14 protein-coding genes are annotated in these 19,755 nt (G+C 68.1%); 11 read left to right on the forward strand and 3 right to left on the reverse strand.

Features of this window, described 5'->3' with window-relative positions; translation table 11 throughout:
* The first annotated feature begins 4 nt into the window (after window positions 1-4).
* The 4 genes from IE88_RS0106210 to IE88_RS0106225 all read left to right on the forward strand — a co-directional run bounded on the left by IE88_RS0106210 (window position 5) and on the right by IE88_RS0106225 (window position 4,654).
* Complete coding sequence (locus IE88_RS0106210; protein WP_036766709.1) at window positions 5-772, forward strand: 3'-5' exonuclease; 768 nt, start codon at window positions 5-7, stop codon at window positions 770-772.
* A gap of 84 nt (window positions 773-856) precedes the next feature.
* The gene (locus IE88_RS0106215; RefSeq protein WP_031551716.1) at window positions 857-2,143 is read left to right on the forward strand and encodes a PRC-barrel domain-containing protein; all 1,287 of its coding nucleotides are present in this window, start codon (window positions 857-859) and stop codon (window positions 2,141-2,143) included.
* A gap of 145 nt (window positions 2,144-2,288) precedes the next feature.
* Window positions 2,289-4,280 (forward strand): heme lyase CcmF/NrfE family subunit, encoded by a 1,992-nt coding sequence (locus tag IE88_RS0106220; protein WP_031551718.1) that lies wholly within the window; start codon window positions 2,289-2,291, stop codon window positions 4,278-4,280.
* Entirely contained in the window at window positions 4,277-4,654 is a 378-nt protein-coding gene (locus IE88_RS0106225; protein WP_051881588.1) for a cytochrome c-type biogenesis protein, read from the forward strand. Before IE88_RS0106220 ends, IE88_RS0106225 begins: the two co-directional genes overlap by 4 nt.
* Before the next feature lie 21 nt (window positions 4,655-4,675).
* Here the strand turns inward: IE88_RS0106225 and IE88_RS0106230 are convergent, their stop codons facing one another.
* Together IE88_RS0106230 and IE88_RS0106235 are read right to left on the reverse strand one after the other, a co-directional pair.
* Window positions 4,676-4,933: a GlsB/YeaQ/YmgE family stress response membrane protein gene (locus IE88_RS0106230; protein WP_031551723.1), complete on the reverse strand. Its 258-nt coding sequence runs from the start codon at window positions 4,931-4,933 to the stop codon at window positions 4,676-4,678.
* A gap of 133 nt (window positions 4,934-5,066) precedes the next feature.
* Window positions 5,067-7,748, reverse strand: a complete 2,682-nt coding sequence (locus IE88_RS0106235) for a hybrid sensor histidine kinase/response regulator (RefSeq protein WP_031551726.1) — start codon at window positions 7,746-7,748, stop codon at window positions 5,067-5,069.
* 150 nt (window positions 7,749-7,898) lie between these two features.
* Here IE88_RS0106235 and IE88_RS18680 point away from each other — a divergent pair, with 150 nt between their 5' ends.
* The 7 genes from IE88_RS18680 (at window position 7,899) to IE88_RS0106270 (ending at window position 18,500) form a co-directional block, all read left to right on the forward strand.
* The gene (locus IE88_RS18680; RefSeq protein WP_051881589.1) at window positions 7,899-8,987 is read left to right on the forward strand and encodes a patatin-like phospholipase family protein; all 1,089 of its coding nucleotides are present in this window, start codon (window positions 7,899-7,901) and stop codon (window positions 8,985-8,987) included.
* Window positions 8,984-9,520 carry a DUF302 domain-containing protein gene (locus IE88_RS16385; RefSeq protein ID WP_051881590.1) on the forward strand — a complete coding sequence of 179 codons (537 nt, stop codon included), beginning with the start codon at window positions 8,984-8,986 and terminating at the stop codon, window positions 9,518-9,520. The genes IE88_RS18680 and IE88_RS16385 overlap by 4 nt, the downstream gene beginning before the upstream one ends.
* A gap of 75 nt (window positions 9,521-9,595) precedes the next feature.
* Window positions 9,596-11,428, forward strand: a complete 1,833-nt coding sequence (locus IE88_RS0106250; protein ID WP_031551736.1) for a M2 family metallopeptidase — start codon at window positions 9,596-9,598, stop codon at window positions 11,426-11,428.
* 104 nt (window positions 11,429-11,532) lie between these two features.
* On the forward strand, window positions 11,533-13,887 hold the full coding sequence (locus tag IE88_RS0106255; protein WP_051881591.1) for a hybrid sensor histidine kinase/response regulator: 2,355 nt from the start codon (window positions 11,533-11,535) through the stop codon (window positions 13,885-13,887).
* A 100-nt stretch (window positions 13,888-13,987) separates the two neighbouring features.
* Complete coding sequence (locus IE88_RS0106260) at window positions 13,988-15,904, forward strand: type I secretion system permease/ATPase (RefSeq protein WP_051881592.1); 1,917 nt, start codon at window positions 13,988-13,990, stop codon at window positions 15,902-15,904.
* Window positions 15,901-17,208, forward strand: a complete 1,308-nt coding sequence (locus IE88_RS0106265; protein WP_031551744.1) for an HlyD family type I secretion periplasmic adaptor subunit — start codon at window positions 15,901-15,903, stop codon at window positions 17,206-17,208. Before IE88_RS0106260 ends, IE88_RS0106265 begins: the two co-directional genes overlap by 4 nt.
* A gap of 5 nt (window positions 17,209-17,213) precedes the next feature.
* The gene (locus IE88_RS0106270; RefSeq protein WP_031551749.1) at window positions 17,214-18,500 is read left to right on the forward strand and encodes a TolC family protein; all 1,287 of its coding nucleotides are present in this window, start codon (window positions 17,214-17,216) and stop codon (window positions 18,498-18,500) included.
* On the opposite strand, the gene IE88_RS0106275 is transcribed toward IE88_RS0106270, so the two are convergent.
* On the reverse strand, window positions 18,501-19,721 hold the full coding sequence (locus IE88_RS0106275) for a SufS family cysteine desulfurase (RefSeq protein ID WP_031551751.1): 1,221 nt from the start codon (window positions 19,719-19,721) through the stop codon (window positions 18,501-18,503).
* Between the last annotated feature and the right edge of the window lie 34 nt (window positions 19,722-19,755).

Below are 19,755 nucleotides of genomic sequence, written 5' to 3' on the forward strand. Positions count from 1 at the left end.
CCACATGGGGCGGATGACCGACTGCTTCATCCGCGTGATCGACCTCGAAACCACCGGCTCCCGCCCGCCTGCCCACGGCGTCTGCGAGATCGGCTGGCAGGACGTGGCCCGCGGCGCGGACGGACGCTGGCACGTCACCGAAAGCCGGGGATCGAGCCTCGTGAACCCGTGCCGGTCGATTCCCGCGGTGACGCAGGCCGTGCATCACATCATCGACGAGGACGTGAAGGACGCGCCGGTCTTTGAGGACGTCGCCCCGGGCATCCTGCGCCCCGGCGGGCACTGCATCGCGCTCGCCGCGCACAGGGCCGCCTTCGAGAAGCGGTTCTGCACCGCCGAGCTGACGCGCGGCGCGGACTGGATCTGCACGTGGAAGGGGGCGCTCCGCCTGTTCCCGGACAGCCCGTCCTTTTCGAATCAGGTGCTGCGCTACTGGCGCAAGCCCGAAGGGCTCGACCGGGAGCTGGGCCTGCCGGTCCACCGCGCCTTTCCTGATGCCTATGTGACCGCCCACCACCTGCGCGACATGCTGAACATGGCCGATGCCGGTTCGCTGATCGCCTGGGAACAGGAGCCGGGCCTGCTGCCCCGCGTGCCCCGCGGCAGCGACAAGGGCACCTATTGGCATGAGCTCAACGAGGAAGCGCTCGCCGCCTATGCGAAGGATCGCGACGAGGATATCCGTCATTCGGCGCGAAACGAGCAGCGCCGACGGCAAATGGACGCACCGCCTCCGCAGAGCGGCCGGCCAGTGCAGGACAGTTTCCTCTGACCGATTGATAAAATTGCAGTAACGCGGAACCTAATGGTGCCCAAGAAGCGTTCCCCTAGTCCTGTTAAGGAAGGGAACACCGTCATGAAAAGTCTTCTGCTCTCGGGCGTCGCCGCGACTGCATTCGCGCTCGTGCCCGCCGCCGCGCAATCCGTCGACGAGACACCGCGCACCATACCCTCCGAAGCCACGACGCAGGACCAGGCGACCGACGACATCCTGGATCTGGACCGTGAAACGGAAACCGACATCCGCACCCAGGATGACATGACCACCATGCCTGCCGACACCGCCGCGGTCGTGCAGGAGGACGAGGTGCTGACGGAAACCGACGACCCGCTCTATGCCGAGGAAGAGGATACCGATCCCCTCGCCCTCGAAGGCGACACGGAACTCGCCCAGGAGCCTCTCGAAGACGAGGACATGCAGGTCGCGCAGGAGCCGATGGAGAGCGAAGAAGCCGTTCTGGCGGAAGGCTCAGAGGAAGACATGTCGGCCGAGGACCTGAACGAGCAGGAGCTCGCGCAGGCCGAGGAGGAAATGCAGGACCGTGCCGTCATGTCCGAGGAGCGCATGGCCCAGGACGAGGACATGGCAGCGCCGATGCAGGACGACGAATACGCGTCGGACAGCATGATGGAGGACGACTCCTACGCCATGGCCGAAGACGACATGTCGATGGAGACCGCGTCGACGGCCTCCGACTGGCTTCTTGCGACCGACTTCCTCAATGCCGGCCTGAACGGGGCGGATGGTGAGCAGGTCGCGCGCATCGAGGATGTGCTCGTCGATGCCGACGGCAAGGCCAAGTCGGTCATCGTCGCATCCGGCGGCCTCTTCGGTGTCGGCGCGGATCAGTATGCCGTCGACTATGATCGGGTCGAGGCATCCTGGGAAGGCGAAGAGCTGACGCTGGGCTCGGACCTCACCACCGATGAACTCGAAGCGATGGAGCCCTTCGACCTCCAGACCGCCCAGCAGGAAATGGGCTCGGTGACCCTCGCCTCCGACCTTCGCGGCTCGGACCTCGTGATCGGCCAGAGCGACGAGAGCGCCAGCGTCGAAGACATCGCGATGGCGAAGGATGGCAGCATCGAAGCGCTGGTCGTGGCCTATGACGGCACCGACTATGTGGCGCCCTTCGCCGATCTCGGCGTCGCCGAAGGCGATGGCGGCTTCTATCTCGACCTGGAGCCGACCGAGATCAGCACCCTCGAGCGCTATGAAGGCCGCGACGCCATGATGTCGGAGCCGATGATGGACGAGCCCATGATGGATGACCCCATGATGGAAGATCCGATGGTTGAAGAGCCGATCATGGAAGAAGAGCCCATGATGGAAGACGAGCCGATGGACTCCTACGAAGACTGAGGTCTTTGGCCATCTGCGAGAGAAGCCCGGCCTTGCGCCGGGCTTTTTTCGTCCGGCGCTTCGTGCGGCGCCCTGCCTCTTGCGATTGCCGGTCGCGCACTTCACATCTGCCGGACATCCGCAGATCGCCGCCGGGCCCGCTCTTGTGATTTCCGCTATCGGTACGTTCGCGCTCACGCTGGCGCTGCTTCTAGCCTGTCTTCAGGTCGGGGCCGGGCTTGCCGGCGCCGCACGCGGCAATGGCCGGATGATGGGCGTCGCGGGCACGGCGGCGCTGTTCCAGGCCTTCGCGGTGGCGCTCGCCTTCGGCCTTCTGGTCCAGGCCTTCGTGACCTCGGACTTCTCTCTCCTGAATGTCTGGCAGAACAGCCACACCGACAAGCCGCTCCTCTACAAGGTGGCGGGCGCATGGGGCAGCCATGAAGGCTCGCTCCTCCTCTGGCTCCTGATGCTGTCGGGCCTCGGCGCGGCGGTCGCAGGATCAGGGGGCAGCCTGCCCGCGCCGCTGCGGGCCCGCGTGGTCGGCGTGCAGGGGCTGATCGGCGTCGGCTTCCTCGCCTTCACGCTGTTCACATCGAACCCGTTCACGCCGATCCCGGGCGGCCTCGTTCCGCCGCAGGGACAGGATCTCAATCCGCTCCTTCAGGATCCCGGCCTCGCCTTCCATCCGCCCTTTCTCTATCTCGGCTATGTCGGCATGTCCGTGGCGTTCAGCTTCGCCGTGGCAGCCCTCATCGAGGGGCGTGTCGATGCGGCCTGGGCCCGCTGGGTGCGCCCCTGGACGCTTCTCGCCTGGTCGGCCCTGACAATCGGCATCGCGATGGGCGCCTGGTGGGCGTATTACGAGCTCGGCTGGGGCGGATACTGGTTCTGGGATCCGGTCGAGAACGCCTCGCTCATGCCGTGGCTTGCGGGCACCGCTCTCCTGCACTGCGCCCTGGTGGTCGAGAAGCGCGACGCGCTCAAATCCTGGACCGTCTTCATGGCGATCCTTGCCTTCGCGACATCGCTTCTCGGAACCTTTCTCGTGCGGTCCGGGATCGTCACCTCCGTCCATGCCTTCGCGAACGACCCGGATCGCGGCGCGGTTCTCCTCGTCCTGTGCGGCCTTTATACCGGCGGCGCTTTCCTCCTCTTCGCGCTCAGGGGCGACCGGTTGCGTCCGACGGGCGTTTTCGCGCCGTTGAGCCGGGAGGGCGCCCTCGTCCTCAACAACGTTCTGCTTTCCGTTCTCCTCTTCACGGTTCTCCTCGGCACGTTCTGGCCAACGGTCGTAGAGGTTGCGACCGGCGAGCGGATCTCGGTCGGGCCGCCCTATTTCAACGCTGTTTCGCTGCCCCTCCTCGCCCTCCTGGTCCTCGCAATGGCGGCCGGGACCTTCCTGCCGTGGAAGCGGGGCCGCGGCGGCGACCTGTTGCGCCGCCTGCGCCTGCCGGCGCTCGCGACAGTGCTCGCCGCCGCGATCTGGTTCATGCTTCAGGGGGGCAGCCCCATCGCGCTCGCAGGCCTTCTCATCGGGCTTTGGGTGATCAGCTTCTCGCTCTTCGACATCGCGCGCCGCGTGCGGCTGCGCGAAGTGCCGCTGGCGCAGTCATGGCGGCGCCTTGGCGGCCTGCCGCGCGGCTATTGGGGCGGCACGCTGGCGCATCTCGGCCTCGGCATCGCCGTGCTCGGCATGGTCGGCACCTCGCTCTGGGTCTCCGAGGAACAGGCCGTGCTCGCCCCGGGCGAAAGCCTCGAAGTGGCGGGCTACACGCTGACCCTTGAGAGGATCTACGAGGCTCGCGGCCCCAACTATCTGTCCGAAGTCAGCGCCTTCACCCTGTCGCGCGACGGAAAGGAGCTGGCCGAGCTTTATCCTGAGCGCCGCTGGTATCTCGCCGCCGAGCAGCTCACGACGGAGGTCGACGTGCTGCCGCGCTGGGCCTCGGACATCTATGTCGCGGTCGGGGAAGGACGCGGCGAACAGCGCGAGGCGCGGGTCGTCAGGGCCTATCACCACCCGCTTGTCTATTATCTGTGGGGCGGCGCGATCCTGATGACCTTTGGCGGGATCCTGTCCCTGTCCGACCCCCGCTACCGCGCGCAGCGGGTGACGAAGCGCCGGATGGCGCATGCCGCGACAGCGCCGGCATGACCTTGTCAGCACTCCTCCTGGCGGCCGCGGTGACGCTGACGCCGGTCGAAGCCGCACGGGCGGATGCGCTGTCGGACAGCCTGCGCTGCGTCGTCTGCCAGAACCAGTCGATCGCCGATTCCGATGCGGCGCTCGCCGATGACATGAGGGAGCTGGTCCGCCAGCGCGTCGCCGCCGGCGACAGCGACGAGGAGGTCAGAGCCTATATCGTCCAGCGCTACGGGGAATATGTCCTGCTGCGCCCAAGGGCGAATGCGCGGAATCTGCCGCTATGGGCGGGTCCCGGCCTCGCGCTCCTGATCGGCGCGATCGTCATGTATCTCTTCGCCCGCAAGGCGAAGGACGTGCCCTTCGAAGACGAAGAGGACGCCTGAGGCGCCCTCTCCCTTCATCGTTCAGGTGCGGCCGCGTCCGCGGATCATCCTGACGATCCAGATCAGCAGGCAGGCGCCGATCACGCCGACGATCAGGAAATAGAGCCAGCCGCTGCCGCCGATACCCACGGCGGTCAGAATGGCGCTGGCGATCAGGGCCCCGACGATCCCGAGAATGATGTTCATCAGGATGCCCATGTCGGACTTCATGATCTGTTCCGCGATCCACCCCGCAATGCCGCCGACGATGATGGCGATGAGCCAGTTCACACCGAGCATAATTTCCCTCCTCAAGAGTCGCGCGGCGGAATGCCGCGTCAGTGTATGAAGAAACACACCGATCGCGAGCGAGTTCGCTTCGCCGCTGACTCTTCCTTACCGCTGTGTCACTTCGGGACAAGCGGCTCGCGCATCAGCCGCCGAGCGCTTCCTTCACCGTCGCCGCGACGCGCTTGAGCGTGAAGGGCTTCTGCAGATAGCCCGCCCCTTCGATCTCGCTGAGCTTGTCCCGCATCGCCGCCTCGGCATAGCCGGACATGAAGATCACCTTCGCGCCCTTGAGCTTGTCGCCCGCCTGCGTGATCAGCGTCGGGCCGTCCATTTCCGGCATCATGATGTCGGTCAGGACGAGGTCGAAGGGCTTGGGATCGTCCTCGATCATCTCGAGCGCCTCGTCGCCGTCCTCGGCCTCGACGATCTCGTAGCCGCACATGCCGAGCGCGCGCACGACGATGTTCCGCACGCCGTCCTCGTCCTCGACGATAAGGATGCGGCCCTTGCCCGTCAGGTCGGCATTCTCCGCGACCGCTCCTTGCGGCTTCTCGGAGGAGCGCTCCTGCGCCTCCTCGGCGGTGAGCGCGGGCAGGAAGATGCGGAAGGTCGCGCCCTCCCCCGGCCGGTTATGCAAGAAGATGCGCCCGCCCATCTGGCCGATGATGCCGTGGACGGTGGACAGGCCGAGGCCCGTTCCCTTGCCCTCGCCCTTGGTGGTGAAGAAGGGCTCGAAGATCTTTTCGGCGATATCCGGCGGCACGCCTTCGCCATTGTCGGCGACCTCGATCAGCACGTGGTCGACCTGGGACAGGAGCGCGTAGCCATAGCTCTCGACCCTGTCGGCGGGCACGAGCTGCGTCGAGATGGTCAGGCGCCCGCCCTTGGGCATGGCGTCGCGGGCATTCACCGCGAGGTTCATGATCGCGAGTTCGAGCTGCCCCTTGTCCGCCTTGACCGGCGGCAGGCCGCGGCCATGCTCGACATCGACCTTGACGCGCTCGGTGACGTAGCGGTCGAGGAAGGGCGAGAATTCCGACAGCATCTCGGTGATCGAGAGAACTTCCTGCTGAAGGGTCTGCTTGCGCGAGAAGGCGAGCAGGTTCTGCGTCAGGTTCCGCGCCCGCTGCGCGTTCTCGCGGATGAGGACGAGGTCGGGATAGCTCGGATCGCCCGCCTGATGGCGTCGCATGAGGAGCTCGGTCGATCCCATCACCACCAGGAGCAGGTTGTTGAAGTCATGCGCGATGGAGCCTGCCAAGTGGCCGACCTGCTTGAGCTTCTGGTCCTGCGCATGGTCCTCCTCCATGCGCCGCTGATAGGTGATGTCGACCGCGTAGAGGACGATCTGGCGCGGGCCATAGGCGCCGCGGCGGCGGCGGATCGGCCGCGCGAACAGGCGGATAATGCGCGCCTGCGCGCCCTCGCCGAGCGTCACGTCGATGGGCCGGGTCAGGGGCTCGTTCTGCGGCCGGGCCCTGAGCGCGGCGACGAGATCCTTGAGCGCCGCCTGCGGCAGCACGCTCGACAGGGTCGCGCCCCGCTCGACGCCGATCGTGTCCGCCATGAGGGCATTCGCATAGGTCACCTGCGCGTCCGCGCCCGGATCGCCCTCGAGCACGGCGACCCCGAAAGGCGCCTCGCTGACGTCGGAGGACAGGTCCTGCGTGCCCGCCTCGCGGGTCAGGCCGCCCTTGGGCACCATTTCGACGCAGACGAAGCCTTCACCGACACCGCCGCGGGCGAAGCCGGTCAGGACGACGCTGAGATAGCCGCTGGCGGCGCTGCGGTCGCGGATGCGGGCCTCGACCTCCTCGTCTTCCTCCCACAAGGCGCCGACGAGATCGCTCGTCTCGCCGAGGACGAAATCGGACAGCGCCACGGTGGCGCCCTGGCGCGTCCCGATGGCCTCGGCCGCCGCGGCGTTCATCCAGGCGAGATTGCCCGACCGCTCCAGCGCGAAGACGGCGCGCGGATAGGTGACGAAGGCGGCGCGCAGGCTGTCCTTCGCGCTCTCGATCGGCACTTCGCGCAGCCGCCATGCGACGTGCTCGAGCCCCGCGCGGCTGCGCATCGGGCGGACGGCCACCTCGAAGCGGCGGCGCGGAACGGCGGCGCTGCCGGCGCTGACGCCGCCCATGGCCTGGGTGATGATCTCATCGCCCTCGGCGCCCGAGCGGGCCGCGCGGGCGAGCCGGAACATCTTGGAGCTCTCGCTGCCGGCCTGGCCGAAGAGCCGGTCGATCCGCGGCGGCAGGCCGGTCGCCCCGATCACGCCCGCCTCTTCGGCGATGCGCATATAGGCTTCGTTGGCATAGACCACGACGCCGTCGCGCGTCGTGACCAGCCGCGCTTCGGGATCGGCCGACAGGATGTCCTCGGCGAGCCCGAGGGCCGAGAGGATGTCGCTTCCCGCAAGAACCGCCGGCCGCTGCGCGCCGGCCGGACGGCGGAAGAGGATGCCGGTCAGGAGGAGCGGCGAGAAGGCGCGCGTGGCCGAGGCGGCCAGCAGGAGCGTTCCGAACAGGAGGAGGCCCGCCCCGAAGGTCGCGGCCACCAGGACGTCGACGCCGCCGGTCCAGGCGGCGAAGATCAGGCTCGCCACGATCAGCGCGAGGCAGGTCCAAAGAAGGATCGGGGTGATGGCCTCGAAGATGCGATCGGCGCTGCTCCTGCGTCGGCGGCGGCGCGGCGCGGCGGGCGCGACCGGCTGCGCGGTGGCCTGTTCGGCCTCGTCGCCGTCGGCGGATGCAGGCGCGGTATCGTTCGCCGGAGCGATCGGTTCGGCGGCGAGTGCGGGTTCGGTCTCGGGCTGCGCGGCCATGGATCCCCTCTGACTTGCGGGCGGCGCGGCTGCGGCGGCCTGGCTCTTGAACCGTACCCCTGGCCCGTCTGTTGTAGAACGGTGTTAACGGCACCGGCCTGCCGTTAACAGATCGCAAGCGAGTCTTACCCAAAGGTTAAATGCCACGACATGCGCTCGACCCAGCCTGCATCTTCCCCGCTGCCCGTGCATCCCGTCGTCGCGGCGCGCCGGGAGGCCGGCCTGCCCGTCATCGGGGTCGCTTACGGCTCGGGCGCGGCTCGCGGCTGGGCCCATGTGGGGGTGATGGACGCCCTGGCCGAACTCGGCGTCGAGGTGCATGTGCAGGCGGGCTGCTCGGTCGGGGCGCTGGTCCCGGCGGCCCGCGCGCTCGGCATCTGGGACGAGTTCCTGTCCTGGGCGAAGACGATCGGCGGCTTCCACTCGCTGAGCAGCTTCGCGCTCGGCCTCGGCTCGGGCGGCCTCGTCAATCCAGACGCGGCCTTCGAGGCCTTCCGCGGGAGCGACCGCAATATCGAGGATCTGCCCGCGCCCTTCGGGGCCGTCGCGACCGATCTCGCCACCGGCCAGGAAGTGTGGCTGACGCGCGGTTCGGTGCTGGACGCCTGCCGCGCCTCCTCGGCGATCCCGATGCTGCTTCATGCCGCCTGCCACAAGGTCGGCGATCAGGAGCGGTGGCTGATCGACGGGGCGGCGTCGAACCCGGTCCCGGTCAGCCTGGCCCGGGCGCTGGGCGCGGACCGCGTCATCGCGGTGGACCTCAACTCGGTCTCGCGCACGCTCGCTCGGTTCGACCGTCCCAAGACGCGGGCCGTCGTCCCGGTTGAGCGGCGAAGCGTGCCCGGAGAAGGCATGATGCCCGGCGCCGTCGCGAATTTCCTGCGCGACACCCGGGACGTCATCGACCGGGAGATCGCGATGGCGCGGGCGAAATCGGATGCGAAGCCGCATTTCTTCGAAACGGTCATCGCGACTCTCGACATCGTCCAGACACAGCTTTCCAAGGCGCGCGCGCAGGTCGACCTCGCGGAGCTGCGCCTGGCACCCGACATGCATGACGCCTCGCCGACCGCCTTCGACCGCTTCGATGACTATCGGCAGATCGGCTACGACGTCGCGATGGCGAAGAAGGAAGAGATCCTGGCGCTGGCCTCGCCGCACCCGCTGGCCGAGGACCTCGAACCGGTGCATCCGGGCCGGGAACGGACGGGCGGAGGCCCGAGGAAGGATAGCGTATGATGACGGCATCCCCGATCAGGACCGCTGCGACCGCTCTGGCCTGCGCCGCGCTTCCGCTCGGCGTCCTTTCCGCCTGCGGCGACCCCGCTCCGGCGGACGGCTACGAGGAGGACGTCGCGGCGGAGGCAGAGCCGGTCATCGTTCAGGACCGCTTTCTCGTCACCCGCAGCGCCTATGGCTTCGAGACGACCCTGCGGCGGCTGCTCGAGGCGCTCGACCGGCGGGAGCTGACCGTGTTCGCCGTCATCGACCATGCAGCTGCCGCCGAGCAGGCCGGCGCGGCCTTGCCCGGCTCGACGCTCGTGATCTTCGGCAATCCCGAAACAGGCAGCGCGCTGATGGCCGAGGTTCCGCTTCTGGGGGCCGAACTGCCGCTCCGCGCCCTCGTCTTCGAGCGGGGCGGGAACACCTATCTCGCCGTGAGCGGTGTCGCCAACCTCATGCGGAGCTATCCCTTGGACGACCAGGACGCGCTTCTCGACCGGATGGAGAGGCTGCTGAGCGCCGTGACCGACGAGGTGACCGGAAGCTGAACCCCGCAGAGGCCGGTTCTCCGGATGCGAAAGCGTGTATAGCCTGCACACGTGCAGCAGAGAAAAACCGGATCCATGAGACATTTGATCGCCGGCCTTGCGCTTTCCACTTCGGCTCTCGCCCTTGCTGGCTGCGTCGACGCCCGCTCCGCGCAGGAGGCGGCGCAGGCCGAACCCACGGCTGCGGACGCGGCCGCCTTCCTCGACCGCGTCGAGACGACCTATTCGGAGGTCGGCGAAGAGGCGGCGCGGATTTCCTGGGTCAAGGCGACCAATATCACCTATGACACGAACTGGCTCGAAGCCCGCATGGCGGCCGAGCTGACCGAGATGGCGGTCGAGTTCGCCAATGAGGCCGCCCGCTTCGACGGTCTCGACCTGCCCGAGGACCAGAAGCGCAAGCTCGCCCTCCTCAAGCAGGGCATCACCCTGCCCGCGCCGACGACGGCGGGCGCCGCAGAGGAGCTGGCGCAGATCACGACGCGGCTCGACAGCACCTATTCGACCGGCACGATCGATTTCCGCGGCGACACCGTTCCGCAGAACCGGACCGAGGTGCTGATGCGCGAGCTGCGCGATCCCGCGGCGCTCGAGACGGTCTGGACCGAGTGGCGCAAGGTCTCCAAGCCCATGAAGGACGATTACGTCCGCATGGTCGAGATCGCCAATGCCGGCGCGGAGGAGCTGGGCTATGACGATCTCGGCCAGATGTGGCGCTCGGGCTACGACATGGATCCCGACGAGTTCGCCGATGAGGTCGACCGCCTCTGGGGCCAGGTCAAGCCGCTCTACGAGCAGCTGCACTGCACGGTCCGCTCTTCGCTGAACGAGGCCTATGGCGACGAGATCGCGCCGCTCGACCAGCCGATCCGGGCCGACATCCTCGGCAATATGTGGGCGCAGAGCTGGGCGGCGCTTTACGGCGACATCGTCCGGCCCGCCAATCCGGACGCCGCGCCGGTCGATATCCAGGCCCTGCTCGAGCGGGCGGAGGCAACGCCGCTCGACATGGTGCGGACGGCGGAGGGCTTCTTCACCTCGCTCGGCTTCGAGCCCCTGCCCGAGACCTTCTACGAGCGCAGCCAGATCACCAAGCCCGAAGGCCGCGAGGTCGTCTGCCACGCCTCGGCCTGGAACCTTGATTCCAAGGACGATGTGCGCATCAAGATGTGCACCGAGGTGAATGCCGACGACTTCGTCACCGTGCATCACGAGCTCGGCCACAATTTCTATCAGCGCGCCTACAACATTCAGCCAACCCTGTTCCAGTCGGGCGCCAATGACGGCTTCCACGAGGCGATCGGCGACATGATCGCGCTGTCGATCACGCCGGAATACCTCGTGCAGATCGGCCTTCTGGAACAGGACGAGGTTCCCGCCGCAGAAGGCGATATCGACCTCCTGATGCAGCAGGCCCTGTCCAAGGTCGCCTTCCTGCCCTTCGGCCTCCTGGTCGACAAATGGCGCTGGGAGGTCTTTTCCGGCGAGCTGAGCCCCGAAGAGTACAATTCGGGCTGGTGGGACCTGCGCGAGGAATATCAGGGCATCCGCCCGCCGGCCGAGCGCCCGGCGGACGCCTTCGATCCGGGCGCGAAATATCACGTGCCGGGCAATACGCCCTATATGCGCTACTTCCTCGCGCACATCCTCCAGTTCCAGTTCTACAAGGCCGCCTGCGACCAGATCGGCTGGGAGGGCCCGCTGCATCGCTGCTCCTTCTACAATTCGAAGGAGGTCGGCGAGCGCCTCGACGCCATGCTCGAGGCGGGGCAGTCACAGCCCTGGCCGGACACGCTGGAGCTCTTCACCGGAAGCCGCGAGCTCGATGCTTCGGCCGTTCTCGACTATTTCGAGCCGCTGATGCGCCATCTCGAAGACGAGAACGAAGGCCGCTCCTGCGGCTGGTAGGCATCCCTTCCCATAGCCGAATGCAGTTCGAGAAAACTGCATTCGGCGGTTAACGCCGCTTTCAGTTCCCGTGCGCTATCGCGTCGCGGGACTGGAGGGGGCCCATGAGCGATCGCATTACCCGCTTGCGCGGTGCCCTCAGAGGCCTGACCAACGGCCTTTTCGTCCGCCTGGTCCTCACGATCCTGCTCGTCCTGACAACGCTGACGGTCGGCCTGTCGCTGGTCTCGGCCTTCCGCGTGACCAAGGCCGCCGACGAGCAGGCCTATGACGAGGCCGTCGCAACGGCCGACCTCGCCGCCGTCGCTTTGGAATCGGCGATCACGGAGGGCAGCCTCAGCGCCGTTTCGGCCGTGATCTCGGCGGTCCAGGGGCGCGATGAGGTCTGCGAAGCGACGATCCACCTGCAGCATGGCGAGGAATACGGCACGCCGTCGGGCTATCTCGACGATGCCGAGCAGAAAGCGCTCGCGGCGGTTCTCGCAGGCGCCAACCGCACCGTCGCGGAGACATGGGACGGCCTCGTGGTGATCGAGCCGCTCGAGGCCCCCGACGGCAGCACGGTGGGCGCCCTCGTCGTCCGCACCCGAACAATCGATTTCTGGCAGTCCGCCTGGTCCGCCCTGCAGCGCAACATGATCGGCGGCCTGCCCATCGCGCTTCTCGCCTTTTTCGGCGCCTATCTCGTCGCCCGCTCGATTACCAAGCCGCTGGAGCAGCTCTCCCGCGCGGCCGGCCGGATCGCGGAGGACGATTTCGACATCACCTTCCCCGCGAACGGCTCGGAAGAGACCCAGCGCCTCAGCCAGACCCTCAGCCGCATGGTCCGCAGCCTCCAGGTGGCGCGCCTGAAGGCCGAGCGCGCGGCCAAGCTCGCAAAGGATGCCAGCCGCGCGAAATCCGACTTCCTCGCCAATATGAGCCACGAGATCCGCACGCCCATGAACGGCGTCATCGGCGTGGCCGAGATCCTGCTCGAGACCGACCTCGACGAAAAGCAGCGCGAACTGGCCAAGATCATGCTGTCTTCGGGCTCGGCGCTGGTGACGATCATCAACGACATCCTCGATTTCTCGAAGATCGAGGCCGGCAAGATGACGATCGCGCCCGAGCCCTTCGACCTGCGCAGCTCGGTGCAGGACGTCATGACGCTGATGGCGACGCGGGCTCAGGAAAAGGACGTCGAGCTGATCGTCGAATACCAGTCCGACCTGCCGCAGGCCTTCATCGGCGATGGCGGCCGCATCCGCCAGATCGTGACCAATCTCGTCGGCAATGCGGTCAAATTCACCGATCGCGGCCATGTCGCGGCCCGCGTCACCGGCACGGTCAAGAACCGCGTCGCCGCCGTGCGGATCGAGGTCGAGGACACGGGCATCGGCATCCCCGCCGGCCTGCAGGAGCGCATGTTCGAGAAATTCGAACAGGCCGACAACACCTCGACCCGCCGCTATCAGGGCACGGGCATCGGCCTGTCGATCTCCCGCAGCCTCACCGAGTTGATGGGCGGCCGGATCGGGGTGCGCAGCCAGGTCGGAAAGGGCTCCTGCTTCACGGTCGAATTGCCGCTGCCCGTCGATCCGGACGCCGCCGCCTCGATCACCGACCAGGCCCTGCCCGCGCTTCGCGGACTCGCCGTCCTCGTCGTCGACGACAATTCGTACAACCGCCGGATCGTGGCCGACCACACCCGCCGGTGGGGGATGCGTGTGACGGCCGCCGGCGGCGCTGAGGAGGCGAGCCGGGCCTTCGCCGAAAGCGGGCCGTTCGACCTCGTCATCACCGACTTCAACATGCCGCATACGGACGGGATCGAGATGATGGATCTCCTGACCGAGCGGCACGGCTATGAGGGACCGGCGATCATGCTGTCCTCGCTGTCCCATCGGGGCGAAGCGAACAAGGCGGCGGGGCGGCGCTTTTCGGCCTGGCTGACCAAGCCGGTCCGCGCGAGCCAGCTCATGGATGCGGTGGCGAGCGCCCTCTACCGGGAATCCATCCGCAAGGCGCAGGCCACCACCTCTGCCGTCGCGGCGGCCGACCAGCCGCGCTACGACATCATCGTCGCCGAGGACAATGTCGTGAACCAGATGGTCATCAAGACCATGCTGGCCGGCCTCGGCGCCGAGGTCCGCCTGGCCAATACGGGCCTCGAGGCGCTCGAGGCCTATCGCCAGCAGAAACCGGACCTCATCCTCATGGACGTCTCGATGCCGGAAATGGACGGCCTCGAAGCCACGCGGGAGCTGCGCAAGATCGAAGGGGGATCCGGCGCCTCGCCCTGCCCCGTCATCGCGGCGACCGCCCATGTCATGGACGAGGACCGCGCCGCCTGCCTCGCCGCCGGTATGGACGGCATCGTCAACAAGCCGATCAAGAAGGACGCCCTCAAGGGCGTTCTCGCCACCTGGCTCGGCGAGGACGGACCGGAGCAGGACGGCGCGGCGGAAGCTGGTTAAGCATGTCTTTGCCCTGCTGAGATAAGCATTCGGGGGTAAAGAAGAATCAAGGCGCGCCCGCGTTTCCGGCGGAGGCGCCTTCCCCTATGGTGCGCCCGTCATGACACAGAACCAGGTGCAGATCGCGGACGCGCCGCAGGACCGGCTCGCCGCAAGCGCTTCTCTTGCGGGCGTCGAGACCGAGCCGGGCGATGCCCGGCTGAGCCGCCGCGCGGCGCGGCGGCTGCGCAATCATCTCTGGGCGGCTGCCGGCTTTTCGGTCGTCGTCAACCTGCTCTTCCTCGTCTCGCCCCTCTACATGCTGCAGGTCTATGACCGCGTCCTGGCCTCGCGTTCGATCGAGACCTTGATCCTGCTGAGCCTGATCGCGGTCTTCCTCCTGCTCCTCTACATCGCCGCGGAAGGCGGCCGGAAACGCGTGCTGGCGCGCGCGGGGCAGATCCTGGGAGAGTCGCTCGACGGCATGACCCTGCGGCGGGGCCTCGCGGCGGCGGGCACGCCTTCGGCCAGGACGGTGGCGGCGGTCGGCAATCTCTCCCGCGTCCAGGGCCTCCTCCTTCAGGGCACGCTCAGCCCCCTGTTCGACATTCCCTTCGTCCCGCTCTTCATCCTAGTCCTCTTCGTCATCCACCCGGTTCTGGGCCTCATCAGCCTCGCGGGCGCGGGCGTTCTCCTGGCTCTCGCCGTCCTGACGGACCGCCTGTCGCGCAAGAGCGTCGAGGAGGCCGGGAAGCAGGATCAGCGGGCGCAGAGCCATCTGGGCCATCTCGTCCGACAGCGCGCCGCCATCGTTTCCATGGGCATGACCGACCGGGCGGTCGGCCGCTGGCAGCAGCTGCGGCGCGAAGCGGTGGATACCAATATCGCCGCGGGCGAAGGGGCAACCTACCTGTCCTCGACCACGCGCTCTTTCCGTCAGATCCTGCAGATCGCCATTCTGGGAAGTGGCGCGGCCCTGGCCGTCGCCGGCGCGATCACGCCCGGCTCGATCATCGCGGGCTCGATCATCATGGGACGCGGCCTCGCCCCCATCGACCAGACCGTGTCGATTTGGCGCCAGGTCATTCTCGGCCGCAAGGCCTGGCGGGAGCTTTCGGAGTGGGTCGACACCCATGACGCCTCCGACCTGCCGATGGAGGTGGCGGCGGTCACCGCGCTGCCCCGGCCGGACCCCGTCCTGAAGCTCGAGGAGTTCGCCGTCGGCATTCCCGGCTCGAAAAAGCCGCTCCTGCCGCAGATGACGGTCGAGCTGCCGCGCGGCGGCCTGATCGCGCTTCTGGGGCCGTCAGGCGCGGGCAAGACGTCCTTCCTGCAATCCGTCGCGGGCGCCTGGGCGCCGCAGCACGGCACGGTCCGCCTCGGCGGCCGCGACCTCGCGAGCTGGGACGCGCGCGACCGGGGCCGCTTCGTCGGCTATCTGCCCCAGCACGTCGAGCTTCTGACCGGCACCGTCTTCGAGAATATCTGCCGGTTCACCGATGCCGATCCGGAGCGGGTGTTCGAGGCGGCGCGGCGGGTCGGCTGCCACGACATGATCCTGACCCTGCCCAAGGCCTATGACACGCCCATCGGCGAAGGCGGGGTGCACCTGTCCGCGGGCCAGCGCCAGAGCATCGGCCTCGCCCGCGCCTTTTTCGGCCATCCGGCCCTCCTCCTTCTCGACGAGCCGACCGCGCATCTTGACGCGAACCTCGCGGCGGCGCTGATGGGCCGCTTCGCCGCTTATGCCCGCCAACCGCAGAGCGAGCGCGACGTGACCGCCATCATCGCGACCCACGACCTGCGCCTCATCAATGCGGCCGATCAGGTCATGCTGATCCAGGACCGCAAGATCGTCCTCTCTCCGCGCGAAGACTACCTCAAGCGCGTCTCCGATCTGCGGCGCAGCCGCCGGGGACAGCCCGCCCAGGCCCGGCCCAAGGTCGAGACCGGCGGGGACGCCCCCGAAGGCACGGGCGGATCGGGCACAGCGCCGGTCACGGTCGCGATGCCGCTCCCCGATGGGAGCGCGTCATGAGGAGCGGCGACCGCCTCTCGCCTCTCTCCGACCGCTCCGTGCGATGGTCCGCCCTCGCCTGCGCCGTGGGCTTTGGCGGCTTCCTTTTATGGGCGGGGATCGCGCCGCTCGAAGAAGGCGTCACCGCTTCGGGACAGATCGTGGTGGAGGACGACCGCAAGGCCGTCGAGCATTACGAGGGCGGCATCATCCGCGCCCTCTATGTGGGTGAAGGCGATATGGTCGAAGCGGGCGAGGTTCTTCTGGAACTCGAACCGCTGCAATCGGAGGCCGCGCGGGACGAGCTGGCGCAGGAACTCGCGGTGCAGACGGCGACGCTCGAACGCCTCACCGCCCTGCGCGCAGGCCGCGACAGCGCATCCTTCGAAGCGCTCGAAGGCATTCCGGTCGAGGCCGCGGTTCGCGAGGACATCCGCGCCCGGCAACAGGCGCTGTTCGATCAGCAGCGCGCCGCCCGCGATGCCGAACTCGAGGTCCTGACGAGCCGCAGGGCCTCGCTCGAAGGGCGTGCAGACGATCTTCGTGGCCAGATCCAGGCGACCGAAGCCGCGCTCGCAAGCGCGAGAGAGGATCTCGCCTTGCGCCGCGAGATGCTGGCCGAGCGGCTGGAGACCATCGGCAATGTCCAGCGCCTTCAGCGGGAGGTGTCGGGCCTCGAATCGGACCTCGCCCGCCTCACGGGCAGCCGGAACGAAGCCCTCGCCGGCATCCGCCAGGCCGAGGACGAGATCACCCAGGCCCGCGCTCGGCTGGCCGAGGAAACGGGCCGCGAGATCGTCCAGGCGCAGGCCGGCGCCCTCGCCGCTCGGGAGCGCCTTCGCGGAACCGAGGACCGCCTCGCGAGGACCGTGATCCGGGCGCCGATCTCCGGCGCGGTCCTGAACCTCGATGTCTCGACCATTGGCGGCGTCGTTCGACAGGGCGAGCCGATCATGGAGATCGTGCCGAGCTCCGCCGAGCTGATCGCTTCGGTCCGCCTCTCGCCCACCGACCGCGATGCGGTCAGCCCCGGACAGGCGGTCGAGGCGCAGCTGACCGCCTACAAGTCGTTCATCGCGCCCCGCCTGCCCGGCCAGGTGATCGGCGTCAGCGCCGATCTGGTGGAGGACCCTGCGACCCGCACCTATTACTACGAGGCGCGGCTGGCGCTCGATGCGGAGGAACTCGACCCCGAAGCGCGGATCGAGATCATCCCGGGCATGCCCGTCGACGCCTTCATCGCGTCGGGGCGCAGCCGGACCCTGCTCGACTATGTCTTCGAGCCGGTCTCCGCGACGCTGTCGCGCGGCTCGAGGATGAACTGAGCCCCGTGCGGCGGGCGCTCCTCCTCGCAGCCGGGCTCGCAGGCCTGCTCCCCGGCGCCGCGGCGGCGCAGGAGAGCTGCCTGCGCTTCGAGACGGCGCTGCGCGAGGCGCTCGATTTCGACCCGCGCATCGAGGGGGCGGAGGCCGACAAGGAACAGGCGCGCGCGAATGCGCTGGCCGCCTATTCGCGCAATCTGCCCGATGTGTCGCTCTTCGGTCAGGCGAGCCTCGGCAACACCCAGCCGCTCGATACCACGCGCGGAGACAGCTACGGCATTCAGGCGACCCAGGAGCTCTTCTCCTTCGGCGCGCGGAAGGCGGCGCAGGCCGCGGCGCGCGCGCAGCTGGAGGCGGCCCGGGCGGGAGTGGCCGAGGCGCAGATCGACGTCGCCGAAGGCGTCGCCCTCGCCTATCTCGACACGCTGCGCACGCGCGCCGTCGCAGGCCTGACCGCCGAACAGGCCCGCGCCTATGAAAGCGACGCGCTACAGGCGGAAGGCCGCCTCGAGCGGCAGGTCATCACCTTGACCGACGCGAGCCAGATCCGCGCCCGCTACGCCACCGCCCGCTCGCGCACGCTCGATGCCGAGGTCGAGGCGGAAGCGGCGCTCGTCCGCCTGCGCGTGCTGACGGACAGGGCCGTGCCCTGCGTCGCGCTCGAAAGCGTCACGGAGCTCTTGGGCGCAAATGCGGGGGCGCTTCTCGCCCTGTCGCCGGAGGCCGCCGTCGCGCGGGCGACCGACCGCTCCTTCGCGCTGCGGCGCGCGCGCTCCGCCGTGACGGCCGCGAGCGCCAGCCTGTCCGAAGCGCAGCGGGCGAACCTTCCGACCGTCTCCGCCAACGCGTTCGCGCTCCATCAGCAGGACCCCCTGTTCGGCCAGGACGAGAACGAAGCCCGTCTCGGCATCTCGATCCGGCAGGACCTCTACACGGGCGGCCGGCACCGGGCGCAGCGGCTCGACGCCCGCGCGCGGCTCAAGGGGGCGCAGGCCGACAGGGACTTCGAGCGCCTGATCCTGGAGGACCGCGTGCGCCGCGCCCTCGCACGCGCCAAGGCCGCGCAGGCCGCAGGCGAGGCGCTGCTCGAAGCGGCCTCGGAAGCGCGGATCCAGCTCGATGCGACGACGACGGAATATGAGCGCGGTACGAAAACGCTGACCGACCTCGTGCTCGCCAACGAAGCCTATTACGGCGCGGCGCTGTCCGAGACGGATGCCCGCTTCCGCTTCTATTCCGCCCTCGTCAGCCTCCATGCCGCGCTCGGCATCCTGACCGATCCGGTCGAGGGCTGATCAGCCGAGGAGGTCTTTCGCCTTGCGACAGGCCTCGGCCAGCGCATCCACCTCTTCATGCGTGTTGTAGGCCGCGAAGCTCGCCCGCGCCGTGGCGCTGACGCCGAGGCGCCCCATCAGCGGCTGGCAGCAATGGTGCCCTGCCCTGACGGCTACGCCCTGCCGATCGAGGATCGTCGCGACGTCATGCGGATGCGCGCCGTCGAGGTTGAAGGCGATGACGGGTCCCTTGCCCGCTTGCGCCCCGTAGATCGTGACGAAGTTCAGCTCTCGGAGCGCCTCCATCGCGTGGGCGGTCAGCGCGTCCTCATGCGCGCGCAGGCCCTCGATGTCCTGCTCCCGCACGAAGTCGAGCGCCGTGCCGAGCCCGATGGCTTCCAGGATCGGCGGCGTGCCGGCCTCGAAGCGGTGAGGCGCGACGTTATAGGTGATGCGGTCCTTTTCGACGATATCGATCATCTCGCCGCCGCCGCGATAGGGCGGCAGGCTGTCGAGGAGGTCCTTGCGGCCGTAGAGGAGACCGATGCCGGAGGGGCCGTAGAGCTTGTGCCCAGTGACGACGTAGAAATCGACGCCGAGGTCGCGCACGTCCACCGGCCCGTGTACCGCCGCCTGGCAGCCATCGGCGATGATCAGCGCGTCGTGCTCATGCGCGATCTTCGCCATCTCCTTGAGCGGCGTATAGGCGCCGAGGACGTTGGACTGGTGCGTCACCGCGACGAGCCTCGTCCTGTCGGTGAAGGCGGCGCGATAGGCGTCGAGATCGACATTGCCGTCCTCATCCACCTCCAGCCATTTCAGCACCGCGCCCTTGCGCTTGCGCAGGAAGTGCCAGGGGACGATATTGGAGTGATGCTCCATCTCTGTGAGGAGGATCTCATCGCCCTCGCCTATCGCGTTCTGGCCGAGGACGTTGGCGACAAGGTTGAACCCGTCCGTACCCCCCATGGTGAAGATCACCTCGTCGGGGCTGGCGGCATCGAGATAGGCGCGCGCCGACTCCCGCGCCTGCTCATAGGCCGTCGTCGCTTCGTTCGAGAGGGCGTGGAGCCCCCTGTGAACGTTGGCGTAGGAATGGGTCATCACTTCCGTCAGCCGGTCGATGACCGCTTGCGGCTTCTGAACGCTCGCGGCGTTGTCGAGATAGCGCAGCGGCTTGCCGTAGACCTCGCGGGAGAGGATCGGGAACTGCTCGCGGAAGGCTTGCGGATCGAATGTCATGATCTGACCTCGGATACTGTCGTCTCGCCGCTCG

It is taken from the genome of Parvularcula oceani, assembly GCF_000733125.1.
GTDB classification, from domain to species: Bacteria; Pseudomonadota; Alphaproteobacteria; order Caulobacterales; family Parvularculaceae; genus Parvularcula; species Parvularcula oceani.